We start from the raw sequence: 20,447 nt of genomic DNA on the forward strand, positions 1-20,447 counted from the left end.
AAACCTTTTTCTAAAATAATCATTGATAGTAAATATTATAAGGCCGGTGAGGCATTATTATTTGATAATCAATTTACCTTTAATCATAGGAAAGATGAAAAATGGGGAAATCTAGGCGAAATAAAAGAGGAAAAATCTAAGGTAACTTATAAAAAAGGTGATATGTTTTGTATAGAGGTAAATAATAATCAATCGACGCCTTTAAATGCGACTTATGATGATTATCGGAACCCATACTTAGATTCTACAACGCATGATTTATTTTAAATTATAATCATCTAATTTTTGAATAAAAAATCCCGTATCAAATTATCTGATACGGGATTTTCTATTTTACTAATAAATAGCTAAGCTCAATTAGCTATTTATTTTAAAGCACAGCAACAATGGCTTCGCAAAGTGGGACCATATTTTCAAGTGTTAAGCCGGCAACGTTAATACGGCCTGACCCCACGATATAAATACCATATTCAGCACGTAGGCGTTCAACTTGTTCTTTATTTAGGCCACTAAAGGAGAACATACCATTTTGATTAATAATAAAGCTGAAATCTTGTTTCGCACCTTTTTCTTGTAATGTCGATACAAGTAATTGGCGCATACGCTGAATGCGCTCACGCATTGTGGTTAATTCTGCAATCCACTCTTCTTTTAATTCGGGGTTAGAAAGAATAGTGGTAACAACACTAGCACCATGTGCTGGTGGGTTAGAGTAGTTAGCGCGAATGATTGCTTTAGCTTGGCTAAATGCTTTTTCTGCCGTCTCGCTATCTTTAGCAACAATAGTACAAGCACCAACACGTTCGTTGTATAGGCCAAAGTTTTTAGAATATGAACTTGCTACGATAAGTTCAAGATTATGTTCTGTGAATATGCGTAAGCCTTGCGCATCTTCTTCAAGACCATTTGCAAAACCTTGATAAGCAAAGTCAAAAACCGGTAACCATCCTTTTTCAGCACTCAGTGCTGCAAGTTTACGCCATTGCTCTACAGTAGGATCGATACCACTAGGGTTGTGACAACAGCCGTGGAATAGTACAACATCACCTGCTGTTGCATTTGCTAAGCTACTTAGCATGCCTTCAAAGTCTAAACCGTGGTTTTCTGCATCATAATAATCATATTTACAGATCTCAAGGCCCGCTGTTTGGAAAATATTATTGTGGTTTGGCCAAGTAGGGTTGCTTATCCATACACGTTTTGCCGTTGTTTGCTTAGCAAGGAAATCAGCTGCAATACGTAAAGCACCAGTACCACCGGGTGCTTGTGCTGTACGTGCGCGTTTATGGGTAATAATAGGGTGTTGTTCACCAAACAGTAGTGCTTGGGTTACATTGCCAAATTCAGGAATACCACTAATAGGAAGATAGTTTTTGGTGGTTTCGTTTTCTAATAGATATTTTTCTGCTTTTTTTACGGTAGTTAAAACAGGTGTTTTGCCTGTTTCATCTTTATAGACACCAATTCCTAAATTAATTTTGTTTTCACGAGGATCTGAACGGAAACTATCAGCTAAACCTAGAATTGGATCAGCAGGTGCGGCAGTGATTTTCTCAAACATAGTGTAATTAGTCCCTAAGCTCAAACGTAGCTGAAATATGAGTATCAAGAGTAACGCTATGAACGCTTTTTGCCAACCATTTGTAGAGAAATTAACAAGAAGTTGTGAACTAAGTGAGAATAAATAGCAAATAAGCGTGTAATTACGTAAAGATAGTGTAATTGTACTAATGCCTAAAAAAGGCAATTAAAAAACAAGAAGTTATTAGAATGGAAATACTATTTATAGAAAGAATAATCTAAAAAAGAGACAACAAAAAAGCAACGCCTAGGCGTTGCTTTTAAAATTAGTATACTTTAACCAATAATTACCTAAAGGGTAATTAGAATTGGTAAGTCAGACCTAAACCAACAACGTTGTCAGTTGCGATACCCGCAGCTTTAGTCATATCGTTGTCATCGATCAGGTTGATTTTGTAATCAACAACCGCAGTCATGTTTTTGTTAAATTTGTAGAAAGAACCTACAGAAACATATTTAACTAAATCTTGATCGTTGCCATTGTAAGTAGTATCACGAGTCAGGTCTTTACCTTTAGATTGAACGTAAGCTAAAGATGGTTTGATACCTAAATCAGCGAAATCATACTGTGCTACTAATTCAATGTTTTGAGTTTTGTTAGCAATTAAGTTGTATTTGCTAGAACCAAAAGTAGTCATGTTACGGGTTTCACCGTACATAGCTGCTAAGTAAACATTGTTAGCATCAAATTTTGCACCCACGTTCCAAGCTTCAGCACGTTTACCATGAGCTGTGCTATAGTCTTGTTGGCCTGAAGTACGAGCTGAGTTAGAGTAACCACCACCCAGTGTTACGCCCCAACCTAATGCATAATCAGTTGAGAAACCGTAACCGTCGCCATTTGCTTCTGGATCAACACCGTAACCAACTACATTACCGTTGTTATCAACAAGTTTTGTACCGCGTTTGTTGTTAGTGTTTTCGTTGTTTTTACCTTGGTATTGCAGAGCAAAGTTCAGGCCATCAACGTAACCGAACATATCAGTGTTACGGTAAGTCAGAACGCCAGTCGTACGACCAGTCATGTAAACGTCAGTTTGTGACATTGAGTCACCGCCCCATAAAGGCAGAACGTCTGTCCATGCGTTAGTGTCGTAAACAACACCGTAGTTACGGCCGTAATCTAAAGAACCGTAATCAGCAAATTTCAGACCAGCGAAAGCTAAACGAGTTTTAGATTTGTTTTCGCCTTCAGTTGTATTTGTTTTAACTTCGTATTCGAAGCGACCGAAACCAGTCAGATCTTTATTAATTTGGGTTTCGCCTTTGAAACCGATGCGAGCACGTGATGCATCACCGTCTTCACCAGAATCTTTGTCAGCGAAGTAATGACGAACGTCAACTTTACCGTAGATATCTACTTTATTGCCGTCTTTGTTGTACATTTCAGCTGCGTTTGCTGCACCAGCAAACATTAAAGCTGGGATTACCACTGCAAGAATATTGCGCTTCATTATTATTACCCTCATTGGTGTTATTCAGACACCTTTGCCACTGCCAGAAATAGTTTCTAATTTTTATGGAACTATTTATGAGAGTTAAGTGTCGTCTGTGTCGGGTGACAGTGTTCCATTGCTGAAAAATTTTATCTACCCCCAATTTGCTACAAAAACGAAAAAAGTGTAACAAATTGTAACTATGTATTTCAATTTATGTATTTAGGGGAACTTTTGAAGCAAATAATAGCCGTGTATAAAAAAAGCCAACTTTGGGTTGGCTTCTTACCTTAAGTAAAACTTGTTTAAAAATCCATCAAAATAAGTTTTATTTTTGGCTAATTATGACATAGAAAATTAGAAATCAGCATTTCTTGGTGTACGAGGGAAAGGAATAACCTCACGCACATTTGTGACGCCAGTCACATAAGCAACTAAGCGCTCAAATCCTAACCCGAAGCCTGAATGAGGTACTGTGCCATAACGACGTAAGTCACGATACCACCAGTAGTCTTCTTTATTCATGCCCATCTCTTCTAAACGTTTATCAAACATATCTAAACGTTCTTCACGTTGAGAACCACCGATGATTTCACCAATACCCGGCGCTAAAACATCCATTGCAGCAACTGTTTTGCCATCTTCATTCATGCGCATATAAAATGCTTTGATATCTTTAGGATAGTTTTTAACGACAACAGGTGCTTTAAAATGTTTCTCAGCAAGATAACGTTCATGCTCTGAAGAAAGATCAACGCCCCAATAAACGGGGTTTTCAAATTTCTGTCCACAGTTTTCTAATACAGTAACAGCATCGGTATAGTCAATTTGAGCAAAATCAGAAGAGATAAAATTTTCTAAACGAGATATCGCTTCTTTATCAACGCGTTGAGCAAAGAATTCCATATCATCTCTGCGCTCAGCTAATACAGCTGCAAAGGTATACTTAAGCATTTTCTCAGCAAGTGCTGCGACATCATCAAGGTCAGCAAAAGCAACTTCAGGCTCAACCATCCAAAATTCAGCTAAATGACGACTTGTATTTGAGTTTTCAGCGCGGAATGTTGGACCAAACGTATACACTTTACTTAAAGCTGATGCATAAGTTTCACCATTTAACTGACCTGATACGGTTAAAAAGGCTTCACGACCAAAAAAGTCTTCACTGAAATCAACATCACCTTTATCAGTACGTGGCAGATTATTCATGTCGAGGGTGGAAACACGGAACATTTCACCAGCACCTTCAGTATCTGCCGCAGTAATCAATGGAGTAGAAACCCAGAAAAAGCCTTGCTCATCAAAAAATCGGTGTAGCGCTTGCGCCAATGTATGGCGAACACGTGCGACAGCACCAATTAAGTTAGTACGTGGGCGAAGGTGAGCAACTTCACGCAGGTATTCAATACTATGACGTTTGGCGGCCATCGGATAAGTTTCCGGATCATCGACCATTCCCACTACAACAACTTTTGTAGCATGAATTTCAAAGTTCTGTCCTTGGCCCGGAGATTCAACAATTTTACCGGTGACTTCTACAGAGCAACCTGTGGTTAGGTGCAGCACTTCATCTTGATAATTCGGTAAATTATTATTAATGATGGCCTGTATTGGATTAAAGCAGGAACCGTCATAGACGGCGAGAAATGAGATACCAGCTTTTGAATCTCTTCTTGTACGTACCCAACCGCGAACGGTGACGTCTTCGCCAACCGCGATACGGCCTTGCAGTACATCGACTACAGGCGCAACGATCATAAATAAATCTCTCTTCGTTTAATTAAAATAATTGTTTAGTTAATTCCAACTGCCCTAAATGAACAGCGTTTCTATGTTACTTGCAATAGCGCAGGAAACAAGTAGGAAGTTTTAGTTTAAAGAGTGAATAAAGAAGTGAAAAGCTTTTGTCTAAAATAAATTGATAAAAATAACCAAAAAAACGCTAGTTATGGTCGATAAATAAAAAAGAAAGGGCATATTGCCCTTTCTTTGAATGATATCAGTAAGCTTTGCTAATTTAGCAGGCTTGCTTTACCAAGGGGACATCAAAAGCTTTACGCAGTTGATCGACAAAATCATCGTCTTCGCAAATAGTTTTGCCTGGACTGTCTGAAAGTTTAGCAACGGGTTTACCGTTACACTCCACCAGCTTGATGACGATATTTAACGGAGTGATACCAGGGATATTGCAAGTCAGCCGTGTACCAATTCCAAAAATTAAACGAATACGTTTATGAAAATGTTTATAAAGTACAAGCGCTTTTTCAAAATCTAGGCTATCAGAAAATACGAGTACTTTACTCATAGGATCAATACCTAATTTCTGGTAATGCGCAATCGCCTTTTCACCCCATTCGATAGGATCACCAGAATCGTGACGTAAACCTTGATAACGACTTGCAAAGGGTTTATCAAAGTCACGTAAAAATGCATCCATGGTGATACAGTCTGTTAAGGCAATGCCCAATTGCTCTGGGTATTCATCTAACCAAGATTGCAAGGCTTCGCGTTGACTATTTGCAAGCTCAGGACTGATTTGTTGATGAGCTTGAAACCATTCATGAGCTTGTGTACCAACTGGCGCCAGTTGCATACGTTCTGCAAAATGATAATTACTGGTACCAATAAGGTATGGAAAATGTTTTTTCAATTCGTCAACAATGGCATGTTGCACATCGTAAGAAAAACGGCGACGAGTTCCAAAATCCATTAATTTGAAATCAGCAAGATCAATCTGTTGTCTTCTCGCATCTTGATAAAACGTATTAATCAATTTACGTAATTGATTAACCGCATCATCAGGCGTGATTTGAGGTGAGCGATCACGGTGGACAATTTCACTGACTAGAGCTAACAAAGGAACTTCCCAAAGAATAACTTCACACCAAGGGCCAGTTATTCTAATAGCGAGTTGGTTTTCCGATGTTGTTGAGATTTCAACTTGCTCAGGTTTAAAGCGAAACTGTCTAAACCATTGCAGATAGTCATTTTTGAAGAAGGGGAGACCCTGAAGATAGTCAAATTCTTCATTAGTTAATGACAAATCTGCCATCATATCAACTTGATGGCGCAAGGTTTTTGCATATTCACCTAGACGTTCATCACTCCGACAGCGGAACTCAGCAACGACAGGGATATCACTGTAATGATGGTAAACAGCCTGCTGCATATGGAGTTTGTATGCATCAGTATCTAACAGTGATGTAATAATCGGTGTAGCGTCTAAAATCATAGCGCGTCAAGCATCCTCACGGAGCGTTTTTATGTCAGCTAAATCGTTAAAGTAGAAGAGTATACCCGAATATGACAATAAAGCGTCACTAATCGATAATATTTCTCTGAAACATAAAAACAAGCCATAAACTGAGTTGAGTTTACCACGTTAAACGTAATTTGGGAGTATGTTATCATCATTTATCAAATAAATTGGTTACATTAATTAATAAAACAATAACAACCTGTTGACTTTTAATGTTCTATATTGAATTTTCGACTGGCTAAACTGATGTTGGACGAGTAAGCTCTGGTTATATAATCGTTAGATAGTCATGTTAACTAAAAGGTTTTTTCTATGACACAACAAAGAATTGCTAAATATCGTAAAGATTACCAAGCCCCTGATTACACAATCACCGATTTACATCTTGATTTTGTTTTAGATAAAGAAAAAACACAAGTTACGGCAATCAGCCAATGTAAGCGCTTAGTATCATCAGCAACACCTTTAGTGTTAGATGGTGAAGATTTAATATTAAAATCAATCTCAATTAATGATGTTGCTTGGACACACTATAAAGAAGAAAACAACAAACTCATCATTGAACAATTACCAGAACAATTTACATTAAAAATAGTTAATGAAATTAATCCATCGGCTAATACTGCTTTAGAAGGTCTCTATCTTTCTGGCGATGCGTTATGTACCCAGTGTGAAGCTGAAGGTTTTCGTCATATAACCTATTATTTAGATAGACCCGATGTGTTAGCGCGTTACACAACAACAATCACAGCGGATAAAACACTATATCCTTATTTACTTTCTAATGGTAACCGTGTTGCTCAAGGTGAAACTGAAGATGGTCGTCATTGGGTAACATGGGAAGATCCACATCCAAAACCGAGTTACCTTTTTGCGTTAGTTGCCGGTGATTTTGATGTATTGCGTGATACTTTTGTGACTAAATCAAAACGTTCTGTTGCATTAGAACTTTTTGTTGATAAAGGTAATTTAGACCGTGCGCAATGGGCGATGACCTCACTAAAAAATGCAATGGCATGGGATGAGTCTCGTTTCAATTTAGAATACGACCTAGATATCTACATGATTGTTGCAGTTGATTTCTTCAATATGGGTGCAATGGAAAATAAAGGCCTAAATGTCTTTAATTCCAAATATGTTTTAGCGAAAAATGAAACGGCAACCGATAAAGACTATTTAGGCATTGAAGCTGTCATTGGCCATGAATACTTCCATAACTGGACGGGTAACCGCATTACTTGTCGTGATTGGTTCCAATTAAGCTTAAAAGAAGGTTTAACAGTATTTCGTGATCAAGAATTTAGCTCAGATTTAGGCTCACGCTCTGTTAATCGTATTAATAATGTTCGTGTAATGCGTACAGCACAATTTGCTGAAGACGCAAGCCCAATGGCGCATCCAATCCGTCCTGATAGCGTGATTGAAATGAATAATTTCTATACCTTAACCGTTTATGAAAAAGGGGCAGAAGTCATTCGTATGATCCATACGTTATTAGGAGAAGAAAAATTCCAAAAAGGTATTCAATTATATGTTGAGCGCCATGATGGAAGTGCTGCAACCTGTGATGATTTTGTGCAAGCAATGGAAGATGCATCGGGTGTTGATCTCACCTTATTCCGTCGTTGGTATAGCCAATCAGGTACTCCACAACTTACAGTGCGAGACAGCTATGATGCAGATAAAAAACAATATACATTAACGGTTAGCCAATTTACGCCAGCAACGGCAGATCAAACTGAAAAACAAGCGCTTCATATTCCCCTTGATATTGAGTTATATGATACAAAAGGCAAAATCATTCCTTTGCGTTCAAAGGGTAAACCTGTTTCTAATGTTTTAAATCTTCAAGAAAAAGAGCAGAAATTTATCTTTGATGATGTGCCTGAACAGCCAATTCCTTCTTTATTACGTGAATTCTCAGCGCCTGTAAAATTAGATTATCCATTTACTGATGAGCAATTGTCATTCCTTATGAAAAATGCCAGTAATGCATTTTCTCGTTGGGATGCTGCGCAATCTTTATTAGGCCGCTATATAAAAGAAAACGTTAATCGAGTGCAAAAAGGAGAAGAGCTGACTCTTCCTGAAATGGTTGTTGATGCGTTCCGTGCTGTGCTATTAGATAAAGAAATTGATCCTGCATTAGCTGCACTAATTCTGACATTACCAACTGATGTTGAAGCGAGTGAAGCGTTTGATATTATCGACCCTGAAGCTATTCATAAAGCATTGCGTTTTATTCGTAAAACACTTGCAACCGAAATGGCAGATGAATTCTCAGCGGTATATCACTCAATGCATATTGGCGCGTATCGTGTAAATCATGACGATATTGCAAAACGTGATTTACGTAATGTTTGCTTGGGTTATTTAGCATTTGAAAATGAACAAAATGCTAACCAACTTGTAGAAGCGCAATATCATAATAGCGATAATATGACGGATGCACTTGCTGCTCTTAATGCTGCGGTCATGGCTCAATTACCTTGTAAAGATGTACTCCTGCAAGAGTTTGATGATAAATGGCATCAAGATGGCCTTGTTATGGATAAATGGTTTAACTTACAAGCAATGAGCCCAGCAACAGATGTACTGCAAAAAGTTCGTAGCTTGTTATCACATCGTTCATTTACGCTGGCGAACCCAAACCGTACACGTGCATTAATTGGTGCTTTTGTAAATAACAATCCTAAAGCTTTCCATGCTGAAGATGGCTCAGGATATTTATTACTAACAGAAATTCTGACTGACTTAAATACACGTAATCCTCAAGTTGCATCACGTTTGATTGAGCCGTTTATTCGTTTAAAACGTTATGATAAAGCGCGCCAAGACAAAATGCGTACAGAGTTATTAAAACTAAAAGAGCTTGATAACTTATCAGGTGATTTATATGAAAAAATAACCAAAGCATTGGCTGATTAAATAGAGTAAGTGCGAAATAATTAGATAATGGAATCCTCAGAAATCTTCTGGGGATTTTTTATGGCGAATAATTAGACTAAAGACATTTACTTTTTGTGCTTTTCTCTATAACATGCACGACGCTAAAATTATCGCAAACGAATCATTTCTAATACCCGATATTCTCAATGGAGATCGTATGTATTATTCCTTAGTGAGGAAGGCATTGTTTCGGCTAGATCCTGAACGTGCTCATGAATTTACTTTCCGCCAATTAAAACGCTTATCTCATTCCCCATTTCAATTTCTTATTCAACAACATCTTCCTTCAAAACCTGTTTCTTGTATGGGACTTTCATTTAAAAATCCACTAGGTCTTGCCGCCGGTCTTGATAAAAACGGCGAATGCATTGATGCATTGGGTGCGATGGGATTTGGATTTATTGAAGTTGGAACGGTAACGCCAAGAGCGCAAAATGGTAATGATAAACCCCGTTTATTTCGCTTAGTTGAAGCTGAAGGCTTAATTAATCGAATGGGCTTTAATAATTTAGGTGTAGATAACTTAATTGAAAATGTAAAACAATCTCAATATGGTGGCGTATTAGGAATTAATATAGGCAAAAATAAAGATACCCCCGTTGAACAAGGAAAAGATGATTATTTAATTTGTATGGAAAAAGTTTATCCATATGCAGGTTATATTGCGATTAATATCTCATCACCCAATACGCCGGGTTTACGTACATTACAATACGGCGAAGCATTAGATGATTTGCTATCGGCTATTAAAAATAAGCAACTTGAACTACAAGGTAAATATCAAAAATATGTGCCTGTTGCTGTTAAAATTGCACCAGATTTAACTCATGAAGAATTAATTCAAGTTGCAGATAGCTTAGTACGCCACAATATTGATGGTGTAATTGCAACAAATACTACTTTAGATAAAACATTGGTAAGAGGATTAAATTATTGTAATGAAGCAGGTGGATTAAGTGGTCGTCCTGTTCAATCTAAAAGCACACAAATAATTCGCCAATTAAATGAAGAAATAAAAGGTGCACTTCCTATCATTGGTGTTGGTGGTATTGATTCATTAACAGCCGCTAGAGAAAAAATGGATGCAGGTGCAACACTTATTCAAATATATTCTGGATTCATTTATCAAGGCCCTTCTCTTATCAAATCTATAATTAATCATATCTAAATATATTGAATAACGGGTTAGGGGCTTTTCTTCTGCTTCTAACTCGTTTATATTGCCTCTAGTTGGTTATTTTTTATTAAATTGTAATGATTGTGCTTAATTAATAGTAAAATTGATCTTGATTTAGTTATATGGCGCTAAATATTTTATTTATGTTATTTAAATTTTATTATTTTTTAAGCGATAAAATAGATAATGAATCTAAGGGGGACTAATTAGTGATAATAAAACCCGACGATCGCTGGCGGTGGTTTTTTGATGAAGAGCAGCAAAAATTAATGTTAGATTTGGCAAACGGAATGATTTTTCGTTCTCGTTTCCCAAATAAAATGTTTAATGAAACTGCTCGTCATTGCGCATCTTTTACGGTTGATGATGCTGCACTGTATTATGAATATGATGAACAAATTCGCCAAATTGAGATGCCATCAGAATCCCGTGCTGAATTAGCTTTGAATGCATTAATCGCACATCGTTTTTTAAAGCCATTGATGCCTAAAAGCTGGTATTTTGAAGTTAAATATAAACCGATAACGCCTTATTTATCTCAAATAGTCGAAGTAACGTTAAAAGGTTGTGATGAGAAAGCGTTATTTTTAGTTGCAGAAATAGGGCCTCAAGCCTGTTTATGTTTATTAGCTCAGCCACAGTTAACGTTATTTGATAGAACACTAAATTTTTGTGATCCTATAAAAATAATGAATGACAGAATAAGCGAATATCACAAAGAAGCAAAATCATTGTTGTACGGAAAAGTTATTTAATAAAAAGAGTAAAATGGATTTACTCTTTTTTACCTTTCTAGAAAGTAAATCAATATCATCACATCGTTAAACTCAAAAACAACTGCAATTTTCTTTATCTTATATGATGAGAATATTCTTATTAACCCTATTTTAAGAAATAAAAAAGAAGGCTGATAAACAGCCCTCTTAATATTGATAATATTTGTGATAAAAAGAAAGATTACATTTTATTAAATGAAAGTTTCACATTACCTTTAGGGACACAACTACAGGCAAGAATTTTCCCTGCACGTTTAATTGCTCCTGCCTTTAATGGATTTACTTCACCTTCATCTAATTGAATTGCACAAGAACCACAAAGCCCAGCACGACAACTATAAGGAATAGAATGACCGTTATTTTCAAGCTGTTCTAATAAAACTTCCTGATTATTTCCTTCAAAAGAGACTCCATTAAACTCAATATTGATAGTTTGTGTTTCACCTATTTCAGTTTTTATTTCTTCTTGTGCTTTAATCGGCGCTAAAGTCAGATATGTTTTTGCTTGTCTATAAGCTAAAACTTCAATTTCATCACCAACACGAATAATTCCACTTTTACGAATGATGACATTTTGACCAAAGTCCACATCACCTTTCTCATCAGAACGGAAAGTTTGCAGTGTTGCTAAGGGTTCTGTGTTAGGATGCTTCATTCCTTTATCGATACTAATTGTCGTCATAATACATCGACTACACGGTTTCATCAGATCCATAACAACAGAGCCAACACGAAGGGTTTGCCATGTATCTTCTTCAAATGGCTTGGCCCCGGTGATAAGGATATTACCTCGAAATTGCTCGATATTAATCGATGCAGGGCAACGTTGTTGCAGATACTGAAATGAAGCCTCATTGATAAGTAAGTAAGGATAGCCATCTGCGAAAGAAACAGCGGTATCTGGGCTTTTCTTCACTCGACGCGTTGATTTTTCACCCGTCCAGCGAAGTTGAACATCTCTATCGAAATAACGGCTAAACCACTGGTTTATTTCATCGGGTGCCACATAAGCGGTAAAATGGTTGCCCCAAACTTCAGTAGGTTGCAATGACGATTGAAAATCCTGATAAGTAATCGCAATCCCTTCACCATCAGGTGCTTGGATATAAACGCCATTCGCCATGACAGAAGGTATAAAACGCAACATAAAAGGGTATTTTCGTGCTGTGAGAAAAGTCCCTTCAGGGGTCGTAATCATAAAATCTCGGTCGAAAGTGAACCCACTTTCACGAGCGAAAGCATGGGAAAGACGAATCCCTTTCATTGATTTAACAGGATGTATATAAAGACGTGAAACGTTAATCATCATTGCTCCCAAAAAGCTTTATTATTTTTTATAGCCAGTAACTTTATGACAACGTAATACAATTAGCTATAATGCCCAACAATTTTTATTTTAGGTGGTAACAATATTATGCGTTTTCTGTTTGCCAGCACAGGCCGAGGTCTGGAAGAACTATTAAAATCTGAACTTGAAAACCTTGGTGCTCAATCTTGTCAGATAACACAAGGCGGTGTTTATTTCCGTGCTGATGACAAAACCATGTATCAGTCTTTACTTTGGAGTCGCTTAGCATCGCGTATCATGCTTCCGCTAAACGAATTCAATGTTTATAGTGATTTAGACTTATATCTTGGCGTGCAAGCGATTGACTGGACAGACATATTTACTGTTAAAGAAACTTTTGCTATTCATTTTAATGGCACTAATGATGTTATTCGTAATAGCCAATATGGTGCGCTAAAAGCTAAAGATGCCATTGTGGATGCTTTCCAGCGAAAAATAGGCCAACGTCCAGATGTAGCAAAACAATCACCTGATATTAGATTAACAATCCACCTACATAAAGAAAAAGCGTCTTTATCTCTTGATTTAAGTGGCGATGGTTTACATCAACGTGGTTATCGTGATTTAACTGGACAAGCTCCTTTAAAAGAAAATTTAGCTGCGGCTATTATTATGCGTTCTGGTTGGAAAAACGATACACCGCTCATTGACCCTATGTGTGGTTCAGGCACGTTATTGATTGAAGCTGCCATGATGGCGGCTGATTGTGCTCCAGCATTAAACCGTGTTCATTGGGGCTTTCGCCATTGGCTAGGCCATGATGAGGTATTATGGAAAGAGGTGACGCAGGAAGCTTTTGCTCGTTTTCGTGAAGGCAAGAAAAATACAAAATCTCTCTTTTACGGATTTGATATTGATAAACGCGTGCTTGATATGGCAAGAGCCAATGCTCGCAGAGCCGATGTCGCTGATTTAATCACTTTTGAATATGGTGATGCGGCAAAACTGACAAATCCTACTTCAACGCAAGTGAAAGGAACCATAATCAGCAATCCGCCATATGGTGAGCGTTTAGAAAGTGAGCCTGCCCTGATAGCCTTACATAGCCAATTAGGCCGTGCTGTAAAAGCGAATTTTCCAGGTTGGAGATTATCACTCTTTAGCGCATCTCCTGAGTTATTAAGTTGTATTCAATTACGCGCAGAGCGCGAATTTAAAGCGAAAAACGGACCTCTTGATTGTGTTCAGAAGAACTATCTACTTTCTGAAACTCCATCAACCATCAACATGGGATTGGCTGAAGATTTTGCAAACCGTTTACGTAAAAATGAGAAAAAATTCGCAAAATGGGCAAAACAACAGCAGATTGAATGTTATAGATTATATGACGCTGATTTACCTGAGTATAATGTTGCTGTTGACCGATATGGTGAAAAAGTTGTTATTCAAGAGTATGCGCCACCTAAAACAGTTAATGAGCACAAAGCACGTCAGCGTTTGTTTGATGTCATCAGTGCTACAATGGAAGTATTAGCTCTACGTTCTGATCAACTCATTTTAAAAACCCGTCAACGCCAAAAAGGGAAACAGCAATACGAAAAAATGGCAGAAAAGGGTGATTTTTTCTTAGTTGACGAGTTTGGGGCTAAATTCTGGGTTAACTTAACGGATTATCTTGATACAGGTTTATTCTTAGATCACCGTATTGCACGAAAAATGCTCGGTGAAATGAGCAAAGGAAAAGATTTCTTAAATCTTTTTGCTTATACAGGTACGGCCTCTGTTCATGCAGGATTAGGTGGGGCAAAAAGTACAACAACGGTTGATATGTCAAGAACATACCTTGAATGGGCTGAGAAAAACTTTCAAGCTAATGGCCTATCAGGTAGACAACACCGTTTAATGCAAGCTGACTGTTTACAGTGGCTTGCACAAAGTAATGAACAATTTGATGTGATTTTTATTGATCCACCAACGTTTTCTAATTCAAAACGTATGGATAACACGTTTGATGTACAACGTGATCACATTGAATTGATGAAACATCTGAGACGCTTGTTAAGAAAAGGGGGCACGATTATGTTCTCTAATAACAAACGCGGATTCAAAATGGATCATGATGAGTTGGCAAAAATGGGGTTATCAGCAACAGAGATTACTCAAAAAACAGTATCGCAAGATTTTGCACGTAATCGTCAAATCCATAATTGCTGGCTATTAAATCATGTTGGTGAGGAATAATTTACAATGCCATTAATTAGTTTAACTGGGGCTTACTTAGCATTTAGTGATGCGCCTTTATTAGATAACACTGATCTTTTTATTAATGAGAATGAACGTGTTTGTTTAGTTGGACGCAATGGTGCAGGTAAATCTACATTATTAAGAGTGTTATCAAAAGAACAGCCTCTTGATGATGGTCAAGTGGTTTATGAGCAAGATTTAGTCACAGCACGCTTACAACAAGATCCCCCAAGAGATATAGAAGGCTCTATTTTTGATTTTGTTGCTCAAGGTGTAGAAGAAGATGCTCAGTATTTAACAGAATATCACCATATCTCAAAACTGATAGAAACGGACCCTAGCGATAGAAATCTTAATCGCATGGCTGAATTACAAGAAGTTTTAGATAATCGTAACCTTTGGTTACTTGATAGTCGCATTGCTGAAGTCCTTGAGAAATTAGGTTTAAATGGTGAAGCAGAACTTTCTTCTTTATCTGGTGGTTGGTTAAGAAAAGCAGCATTAGGCCGTGCATTAGTAAGTGCACCTAAAGTACTCTTTCTAGATGAACCGACAAACCACTTAGATATTGAAACTATTCTATGGTTAGAGAAATTTTTAAAAGATTTCCAAGGGAGCATTGTCTTTATCTCCCATGACCGTTCATTTATTCGAAATATGGCAACACGTATTATCGACCTTGATCGTGGTAAGTTATCTTCATGGCCTGGTAATTATGATAATTATCTTGAAAGCAAAGAAGAAGCATTACGCGTAGAAGAACAGCAAAATGCAGAATTTGACCGTAAATTAGCCCAAGAAGAAGCATGGATACGTCAAGGTATCAAAGCACGTCGTACTCGTAATGAAGGACGTGTAAGAGCATTAAAAGAGCTACGAGTTGAGCGTAGTGAACGTCGCGAAGTGTTAGGCAGCGCGCGTATGCAAGTAGAAGAAGCAACACGCTCAGGTAAAATTGTTTTTGAGCTTGAGAATGTAAATTATAGCATTGGCTCACGTATGTTAGTCCGTGATTTCTCCGCTAAAGTACAGCGCGGAGATAAAATCGCCTTAGTTGGTCCTAATGGTTGTGGTAAAACTACACTGCTTAAATTAATGTTAGGTGATTTAAAAGCAGATAGTGGGCGCGTTCATTGTGGCACAAAACTTGAAGTTGCTTATTTTGACCAACATCGCGTTGCACTTGATCCTGATAAAACGGTAATGGATAACCTTGCTGAAGGTAAGCAAGAAGTTATGGTAAATGGTAAGCCTCGACATGTATTAGGCTATTTACAAGACTTCTTATTTCCACCAAAACGAGCAATGACCCCAGTGCGTGCGTTGTCTGGTGGTGAAAGAAATCGCTTATTATTAGCCCGTTTATTTTTAAAACCTAGTAATTTGCTTATTCTTGATGAGCCAACAAATGATCTTGATGTTGAAACATTAGAATTATTAGAAGAGCTGGTGGATGCTTATCAAGGAACAGTACTGCTTGTTAGCCATGATAGGGAGTTCGTTGATAACAGCATGACAGAATGCTGGATCTTTGAAGGCGATGGCAAAATCAACAGTTATGTGGGGGGGTACTATGATGCGCAACAACAAAGAGCGCAACATGTATCTTTACGTAGTGAATCTAATAAATCCCGAAATACACCAGAAAAAACTGAAAAAGAAGCTAAACCTAAAGAAACAGCCAAAAAGGTCACTCGCAGTGGTAATAAGTTAAGTTATCATTTGACTCGAGAGCTTGAACAACTTCCTGCTAAGCTTGAAAATTTAGAAAATGAGCTTACTGTCTTGCAGGAAAAGGTTGGTGCTGCCGACTTTTTTTCAAAACCTCACGAAGAGACTGAAAAGATACTAAAATCTCTCTCTGATAAAGAGAAAGAACTCGAAACTGCTTTTGATAGGTGGCAAGAGTTAGAAATGATGCAAAACGGTGAATAACCGACTGAAAGCGGGGCAAATTGCCCCGTTATATTTATGGCATTTCTATTAATTAGTGACTATTGTTTATTAAAAGATAAGAGGTATTGCCGTGTGCACTGATAGACAACATCGACATGAACATATACATGAGCAAATACTATGTCCTCAGTGCGATCTGGTTGTCAGTGTTCCTGAATTAGTACAAGGAACAAAAGCAACGTGTCCTCGTTGCCATACTGTATTAATCTCGCGCTGGAGACAACCGTTTTACCAGCCTGTTGCTTTAGCTATTAGCTCGCTTTTTATGTTATTGATGGCATGTCTTTTTGAATTTGTCAGCATGGAAGTTGCTGGTATTTCGAATACGATTACCTTAATACAAATTCCTACGGTAATGTTTAGTGAAAATTACACTGAACTAGGCGCATTCTTCTTACTTTTTGTGCAAATTGTGCCTACATTTTGCATGATTGCGATTATCTTACTCTGCACACCTATCCGATTACCTAGAAAATTACAAATTTGGCTATCACGTATTCTTTTTCAACTAAAATCGTGGTGTATGGCTGAGATTTTTTTAGCCGGTATTCTTGTCAGCTTTGTTAAATTAATGGCGTATGGTGATATTGGTTTAGGGTTGAGCTTTCTGCCTTATGTCCTTTACTGCTTATTACAAGTAAGAGCCTTTCAATGCTTAGATCGCCATACCTTATGGGAAAAATTGGAGGCACGCCCTCAATATCCTAAAATAGAATCAGGTAAATCAGGCTTAAAACAAGGTGTTAGGCTTTGTCGTTCATGTACAGCAATATTGCCTGTAACCCAACATGAATGTAGTCGTTGTGAAGTAAAAGGCTATGCTAGAAAAACAAAAAGCTTGCAATGGACAATCGCTTTACTTATCACCTCACTCATTCTTTATATTCCAGCAAACTTACTGCCAATAATGATCACTCAATCATTAGGGAATGATTATTATTCGACCATTATGGCGGGGGTTATTTTGTTATGGGAAGATGGTTCTTATCCTGTTGCTATGGTTATTTTTATTGCCAGTATTATGGTGCCAAGCCTTAAAATGATTGCAATAGGGTGGTTGTGTTGGGATGCGCATAAACCAAAAGGAAGACGAGATCCTGCTAGGATGCACTTTATCTATGAAATAGTCGAATTTGTAGGACGTTGGTCAATGATCGATGTCTTCGTTATCGCTGTTTTAGCTTCATTAGTCAGAATGGGACGTCTGATGAGTATTTACCCTGATTATGGGGTAGTGCTATTTGCATTGGTTGTAGTGTTAACTATGTTCTCTGCAATGATGTTTGACCCTCGGTTAACATGGGATAAATGTACTGCCGATGATGGTAAACCAATGATTAAGGAGCCTAAGGGTGACTGAACAGAATGAAAATGCTTTAGCTGAAGCAAAAATAAATAAGCTGAAAAGCTGGTCTCCAGTTTGGATTATACCCGTTGTAACCCTACTGATTGGGGCATGGATACTTTATTATCATTTCAGCCACCAAGGCCCAGAAGTTACATTAATTACCTACAATGCAGATGGCATTGAAGCAGGTAAAACAAAGATTAAAAGTCGTAGTGTTGATATCGGTCTTGTTGAAACCGTGACATTAGATAGCAATTTTAGCCGAGTCATTATCAAAGCACGTCTTGATACTGACATGAAAGAGTTGTTACGCTCTGATACCGCTTTTTGGGTAGTTAAACCACAAATAGGCAAAGATGGTGTAACTGGATTAGGCACATTACTTTCAGGTGCATATATTGAACTACAGCCTGGATTAACAGGCAAAGAGAAAGATGAATTTAATCTATTAGATTCACCACCACTAGCTTCTCCTGATGCTAAAGGTATTCGTATTGACTTAGTTAGCGAAAGAGCCGGACAACTAAATGCAGGTGATCCTGTTTTATTTAGAGGTTATCAAGTGGGCTCTGTTGAAACGAGTGAATTCAATATTAATAGTCGTGATATGCATTATCAGCTTTTCATCAAAGCACCTTATGACAAAATGTTAACCTCGAATGTACGTTTTTGGAAAGATTCAGGTATTGCATTTGATATGTCATCATCTGGTGTACGTGTTGAAATGGCATCACTATCAACTCTCTTTAGTGGTGGTGTAAGCTTTGATGTGCCACAAGGCTGGCTGCCAGGTGAACGTGTAGAGCCTAAAACAGAGTTTAAACTCTATGATAACGAAAAGAGCATTCAAAATTCGTTATATACCGATTATCGTAGCTATATTATGTTCTTCTCTGACTCTGTTCGTGGGTTGCAACCCGGCGCACCAGTTGAGTTTCGTGGTATAAGGCTGGGGACTGTTGTTCAAGTACCTTATTACACCCAAGGCATGCAACAATCGTTAGATAAAGATTTCCGTATACCTGTTCTTATTCATGTAGAACCTGAACGTTTTGCTGATGATGTTGGTAAAAGTTTTGATTATATTAAAGAAATTACTTCTGCCACTAAAGACGGCTTAAGGGCTTCATTAAAATCAGGCAATTTACTGACAGGCGCACTGTATATCGACCTTGATTTCTATCAGGACGTTGGTGAATGGAAAGGCCCTAAAAAGGTTGCAGGATTCCAGCAAATTCCAACTGTAACTTCTGGTTTATCACAAATTCAGCAAAAAGTGATAACTTCTTTAGATAAGCTAAATAATCTCCCTGTTGAGCCTATGCTGAAAGAAATGACAGCAACATTATCAGAAAGTCAAAAAACTATTGCTGAAGCGAAAGACACTTTAAAATCATTAAATACAATGATTGGTAATGATAAATTTAAAAATCTACCTAATGACATTCAGCAGTCATTAAAAGAAATTAATCGTAGCATGCAAGGTTTCCAAACGGGCTCTCCAGCTTACGGTAAAATGCTTGATAACATGCAACGCCTAGATCAAGTACTAAGAGAGATGCAACCTCTATTGAAAACCTTGAATAATAAGAGCAATGCATTAATTTTTGAGGCACAACAAGGAAAAGATCCAGAACCGAAGAGGGCTGAGAAATGATAAAATATATCATAAGCATGATGATATTGATGTTAACGGCGTGCTCAAGTGTGCCTGATAAAGCGTACTATCAATTACCTGATGTTTATCAAAATGATACGGCTAACATTTCTACAACTATCCAATCTGAGAAAAAACCTCAGATATGGCTACAACCTGTACGCTTATCAGATATGTTAGTCAGTTCAGGAATTGTGTATCAAACAAGTGATATTAACTATACCGTGGCTAACCAACACTTATGGATAAATCCACTCGATCAGCAATTACAGCAAAATCTAGTTTCTGGTTTATCAAAAGCTTTTCCTAATCGTGTTGTTTCAATTCAACCAATTGAAGATCACTTGGCAAAATTAACCGTCAATGTTAATTCATTCCAAGGTCGGTATGATGGACAAGTTATTATTAGCGGTGATTGGATTTATACAGAGGATGGCAAAATAATCAGCCAACCTTTCTCTGTAATGCTAAAACAAACGCAAGATGGCTATCCTGCATTAGTGCGTACATTAGGAGAAGGTTGGAAACAGGTTGTTTCTCAGATTGCTAATACAATACAAGCACAATATTAATATTCTCTTGTTGTTTTAATTCATCCAACACTGATTTTGTATAACAAAGTCAGTGTTGGCTTTTTTATTTATAGCCCAAAAAATATAAAGTCAATTAAAGGTAATATAGAAGCTAATAATGAGATGGTAGCTAAAAGAAAAACCTTTCTTTTAACGTATTTTAATGAATATGATTTTTTAATCAGGATAAATAAAGACGTTATC

14 protein-coding genes are annotated in these 20,447 nt (G+C 37.4%); 9 read left to right on the forward strand and 5 right to left on the reverse strand.

The window, feature by feature from the left end:
• Positions 1 to 267 (forward strand): hypothetical protein (locus tag M983_RS17585; RefSeq protein WP_167348688.1); only part of this gene is annotated, 267 nt, incomplete at its 5' end.
• 103 nt (positions 268 to 370) lie between these two features.
• Here M983_RS17585 and M983_RS14275 read toward each other — a convergent pair.
• From M983_RS14275 to pncB, 4 genes are all read right to left on the reverse strand, one after another.
• Entirely contained in the window at positions 371 to 1,561 is a 1,191-nt protein-coding gene (locus M983_RS14275; RefSeq protein ID WP_066752328.1) for an amino acid aminotransferase, read from the reverse strand.
• A gap of 322 nt (positions 1,562 to 1,883) precedes the next feature.
• Positions 1,884 to 3,038: a porin gene (locus M983_RS14280; RefSeq protein WP_066752367.1), complete on the reverse strand. Its 1,155-nt coding sequence runs from the start codon at positions 3,036 to 3,038 to the stop codon at positions 1,884 to 1,886.
• 336 nt (positions 3,039 to 3,374) lie between these two features.
• A complete protein-coding gene (asnS, locus tag M983_RS14285; RefSeq protein ID WP_066752331.1) occupies positions 3,375 to 4,775 on the reverse strand; it encodes an asparagine--tRNA ligase in 1,401 nt (466 codons plus the stop codon).
• Positions 4,776 to 5,034: 259 nt separating this feature from the next.
• Positions 5,035 to 6,249 (reverse strand): nicotinate phosphoribosyltransferase, encoded by a 1,215-nt coding sequence (gene pncB, locus M983_RS14290; RefSeq protein ID WP_066752334.1) that lies wholly within the window; start codon positions 6,247 to 6,249, stop codon positions 5,035 to 5,037.
• 339 nt (positions 6,250 to 6,588) lie between these two features.
• Between pncB and pepN the strand changes: the two genes are divergently transcribed.
• From pepN to M983_RS14305, 3 genes are all read left to right on the forward strand, one after another.
• Positions 6,589 to 9,204, forward strand: a complete 2,616-nt coding sequence (pepN, locus tag M983_RS14295; RefSeq protein WP_066752336.1) for an aminopeptidase N — start codon at positions 6,589 to 6,591, stop codon at positions 9,202 to 9,204.
• A gap of 178 nt (positions 9,205 to 9,382) precedes the next feature.
• The gene (gene pyrD / locus M983_RS14300; protein ID WP_066752339.1) at positions 9,383 to 10,393 is read left to right on the forward strand and encodes a quinone-dependent dihydroorotate dehydrogenase; all 1,011 of its coding nucleotides are present in this window, start codon (positions 9,383 to 9,385) and stop codon (positions 10,391 to 10,393) included.
• 218 nt (positions 10,394 to 10,611) lie between these two features.
• Positions 10,612 to 11,157, forward strand: coding sequence for a cell division protein ZapC (locus M983_RS14305; protein ID WP_066752344.1), 546 nt, complete (start codon positions 10,612 to 10,614; stop codon positions 11,155 to 11,157).
• A gap of 202 nt (positions 11,158 to 11,359) precedes the next feature.
• Here the strand turns inward: M983_RS14305 and M983_RS14310 are convergent, their stop codons facing one another.
• Positions 11,360 to 12,484 carry a YcbX family protein gene (locus M983_RS14310; protein WP_066752347.1) on the reverse strand — a complete coding sequence of 375 codons (1,125 nt, stop codon included), beginning with the start codon at positions 12,482 to 12,484 and terminating at the stop codon, positions 11,360 to 11,362.
• Between the two features lie 108 nt (positions 12,485 to 12,592).
• On the opposite strand from M983_RS14310, the gene rlmKL reads away from it, so the two are divergent.
• The 5 genes from rlmKL to pqiC all read left to right on the forward strand — a co-directional run bounded on the left by rlmKL (position 12,593) and on the right by pqiC (position 20,243).
• Positions 12,593 to 14,707: a bifunctional 23S rRNA (guanine(2069)-N(7))-methyltransferase RlmK/23S rRNA (guanine(2445)-N(2))-methyltransferase RlmL gene (rlmKL, locus tag M983_RS14315; protein WP_066752350.1), complete on the forward strand. Its 2,115-nt coding sequence runs from the start codon at positions 12,593 to 12,595 to the stop codon at positions 14,705 to 14,707.
• Between the two features lie 6 nt (positions 14,708 to 14,713).
• The gene (locus M983_RS14320) at positions 14,714 to 16,645 is read left to right on the forward strand and encodes an ABC transporter ATP-binding protein (RefSeq protein WP_066752354.1); all 1,932 of its coding nucleotides are present in this window, start codon (positions 14,714 to 14,716) and stop codon (positions 16,643 to 16,645) included.
• A gap of 91 nt (positions 16,646 to 16,736) precedes the next feature.
• Positions 16,737 to 18,026, forward strand: coding sequence for a membrane integrity-associated transporter subunit PqiA (gene pqiA, locus M983_RS14325; RefSeq protein ID WP_066752357.1), 1,290 nt, complete (start codon positions 16,737 to 16,739; stop codon positions 18,024 to 18,026).
• Positions 18,019 to 19,671 carry an intermembrane transport protein PqiB gene (gene pqiB, locus M983_RS14330; RefSeq protein ID WP_066752360.1) on the forward strand — a complete coding sequence of 551 codons (1,653 nt, stop codon included), beginning with the start codon at positions 18,019 to 18,021 and terminating at the stop codon, positions 19,669 to 19,671. Before pqiA ends, pqiB begins: the two co-directional genes overlap by 8 nt.
• Positions 19,668 to 20,243: a membrane integrity-associated transporter subunit PqiC gene (pqiC, locus tag M983_RS14335; RefSeq protein ID WP_066752364.1), complete on the forward strand. Its 576-nt coding sequence runs from the start codon at positions 19,668 to 19,670 to the stop codon at positions 20,241 to 20,243. The genes pqiB and pqiC overlap by 4 nt, the downstream gene beginning before the upstream one ends.
• Positions 20,244 to 20,447: the final 204 nt, after the last annotated feature.

This window comes from Proteus myxofaciens ATCC 19692, from assembly GCF_001654855.1.
Lineage (GTDB): Bacteria > Pseudomonadota > Gammaproteobacteria > Enterobacterales > Enterobacteriaceae > Proteus > Proteus myxofaciens.

Coding starts and splice junctions, on each gene's coding strand:
- M983_RS14275 (WP_066752328.1), bottom strand. CDS start 1,561: ATGTTTGAGAAAATCACTGCCGCACCTGCTGATCCAATTCTAGGTTTA.
- asnS (WP_066752331.1), bottom strand. CDS start 4,775: ATGATCGTTGCGCCTGTAGTCGATGTACTGCAAGGCCGTATCGCGGTT.
- pncB (WP_066752334.1), bottom strand. CDS start 6,249: ATGATTTTAGACGCTACACCGATTATTACATCACTGTTAGATACTGAT.
- pepN (WP_066752336.1), top strand. CDS start 6,589: ATGACACAACAAAGAATTGCTAAATATCGTAAAGATTACCAAGCCCCT.
- pyrD (WP_066752339.1), top strand. CDS start 9,383: ATGTATTATTCCTTAGTGAGGAAGGCATTGTTTCGGCTAGATCCTGAA.
- M983_RS14310 (WP_066752347.1), bottom strand. CDS start 12,484: ATGATTAACGTTTCACGTCTTTATATACATCCTGTTAAATCAATGAAA.
- rlmKL (WP_066752350.1), top strand. CDS start 12,593: ATGCGTTTTCTGTTTGCCAGCACAGGCCGAGGTCTGGAAGAACTATTA.
- M983_RS14320 (WP_066752354.1), top strand. CDS start 14,714: ATGCCATTAATTAGTTTAACTGGGGCTTACTTAGCATTTAGTGATGCG.
- pqiC (WP_066752364.1), top strand. CDS start 19,668: ATGATAAAATATATCATAAGCATGATGATATTGATGTTAACGGCGTGC.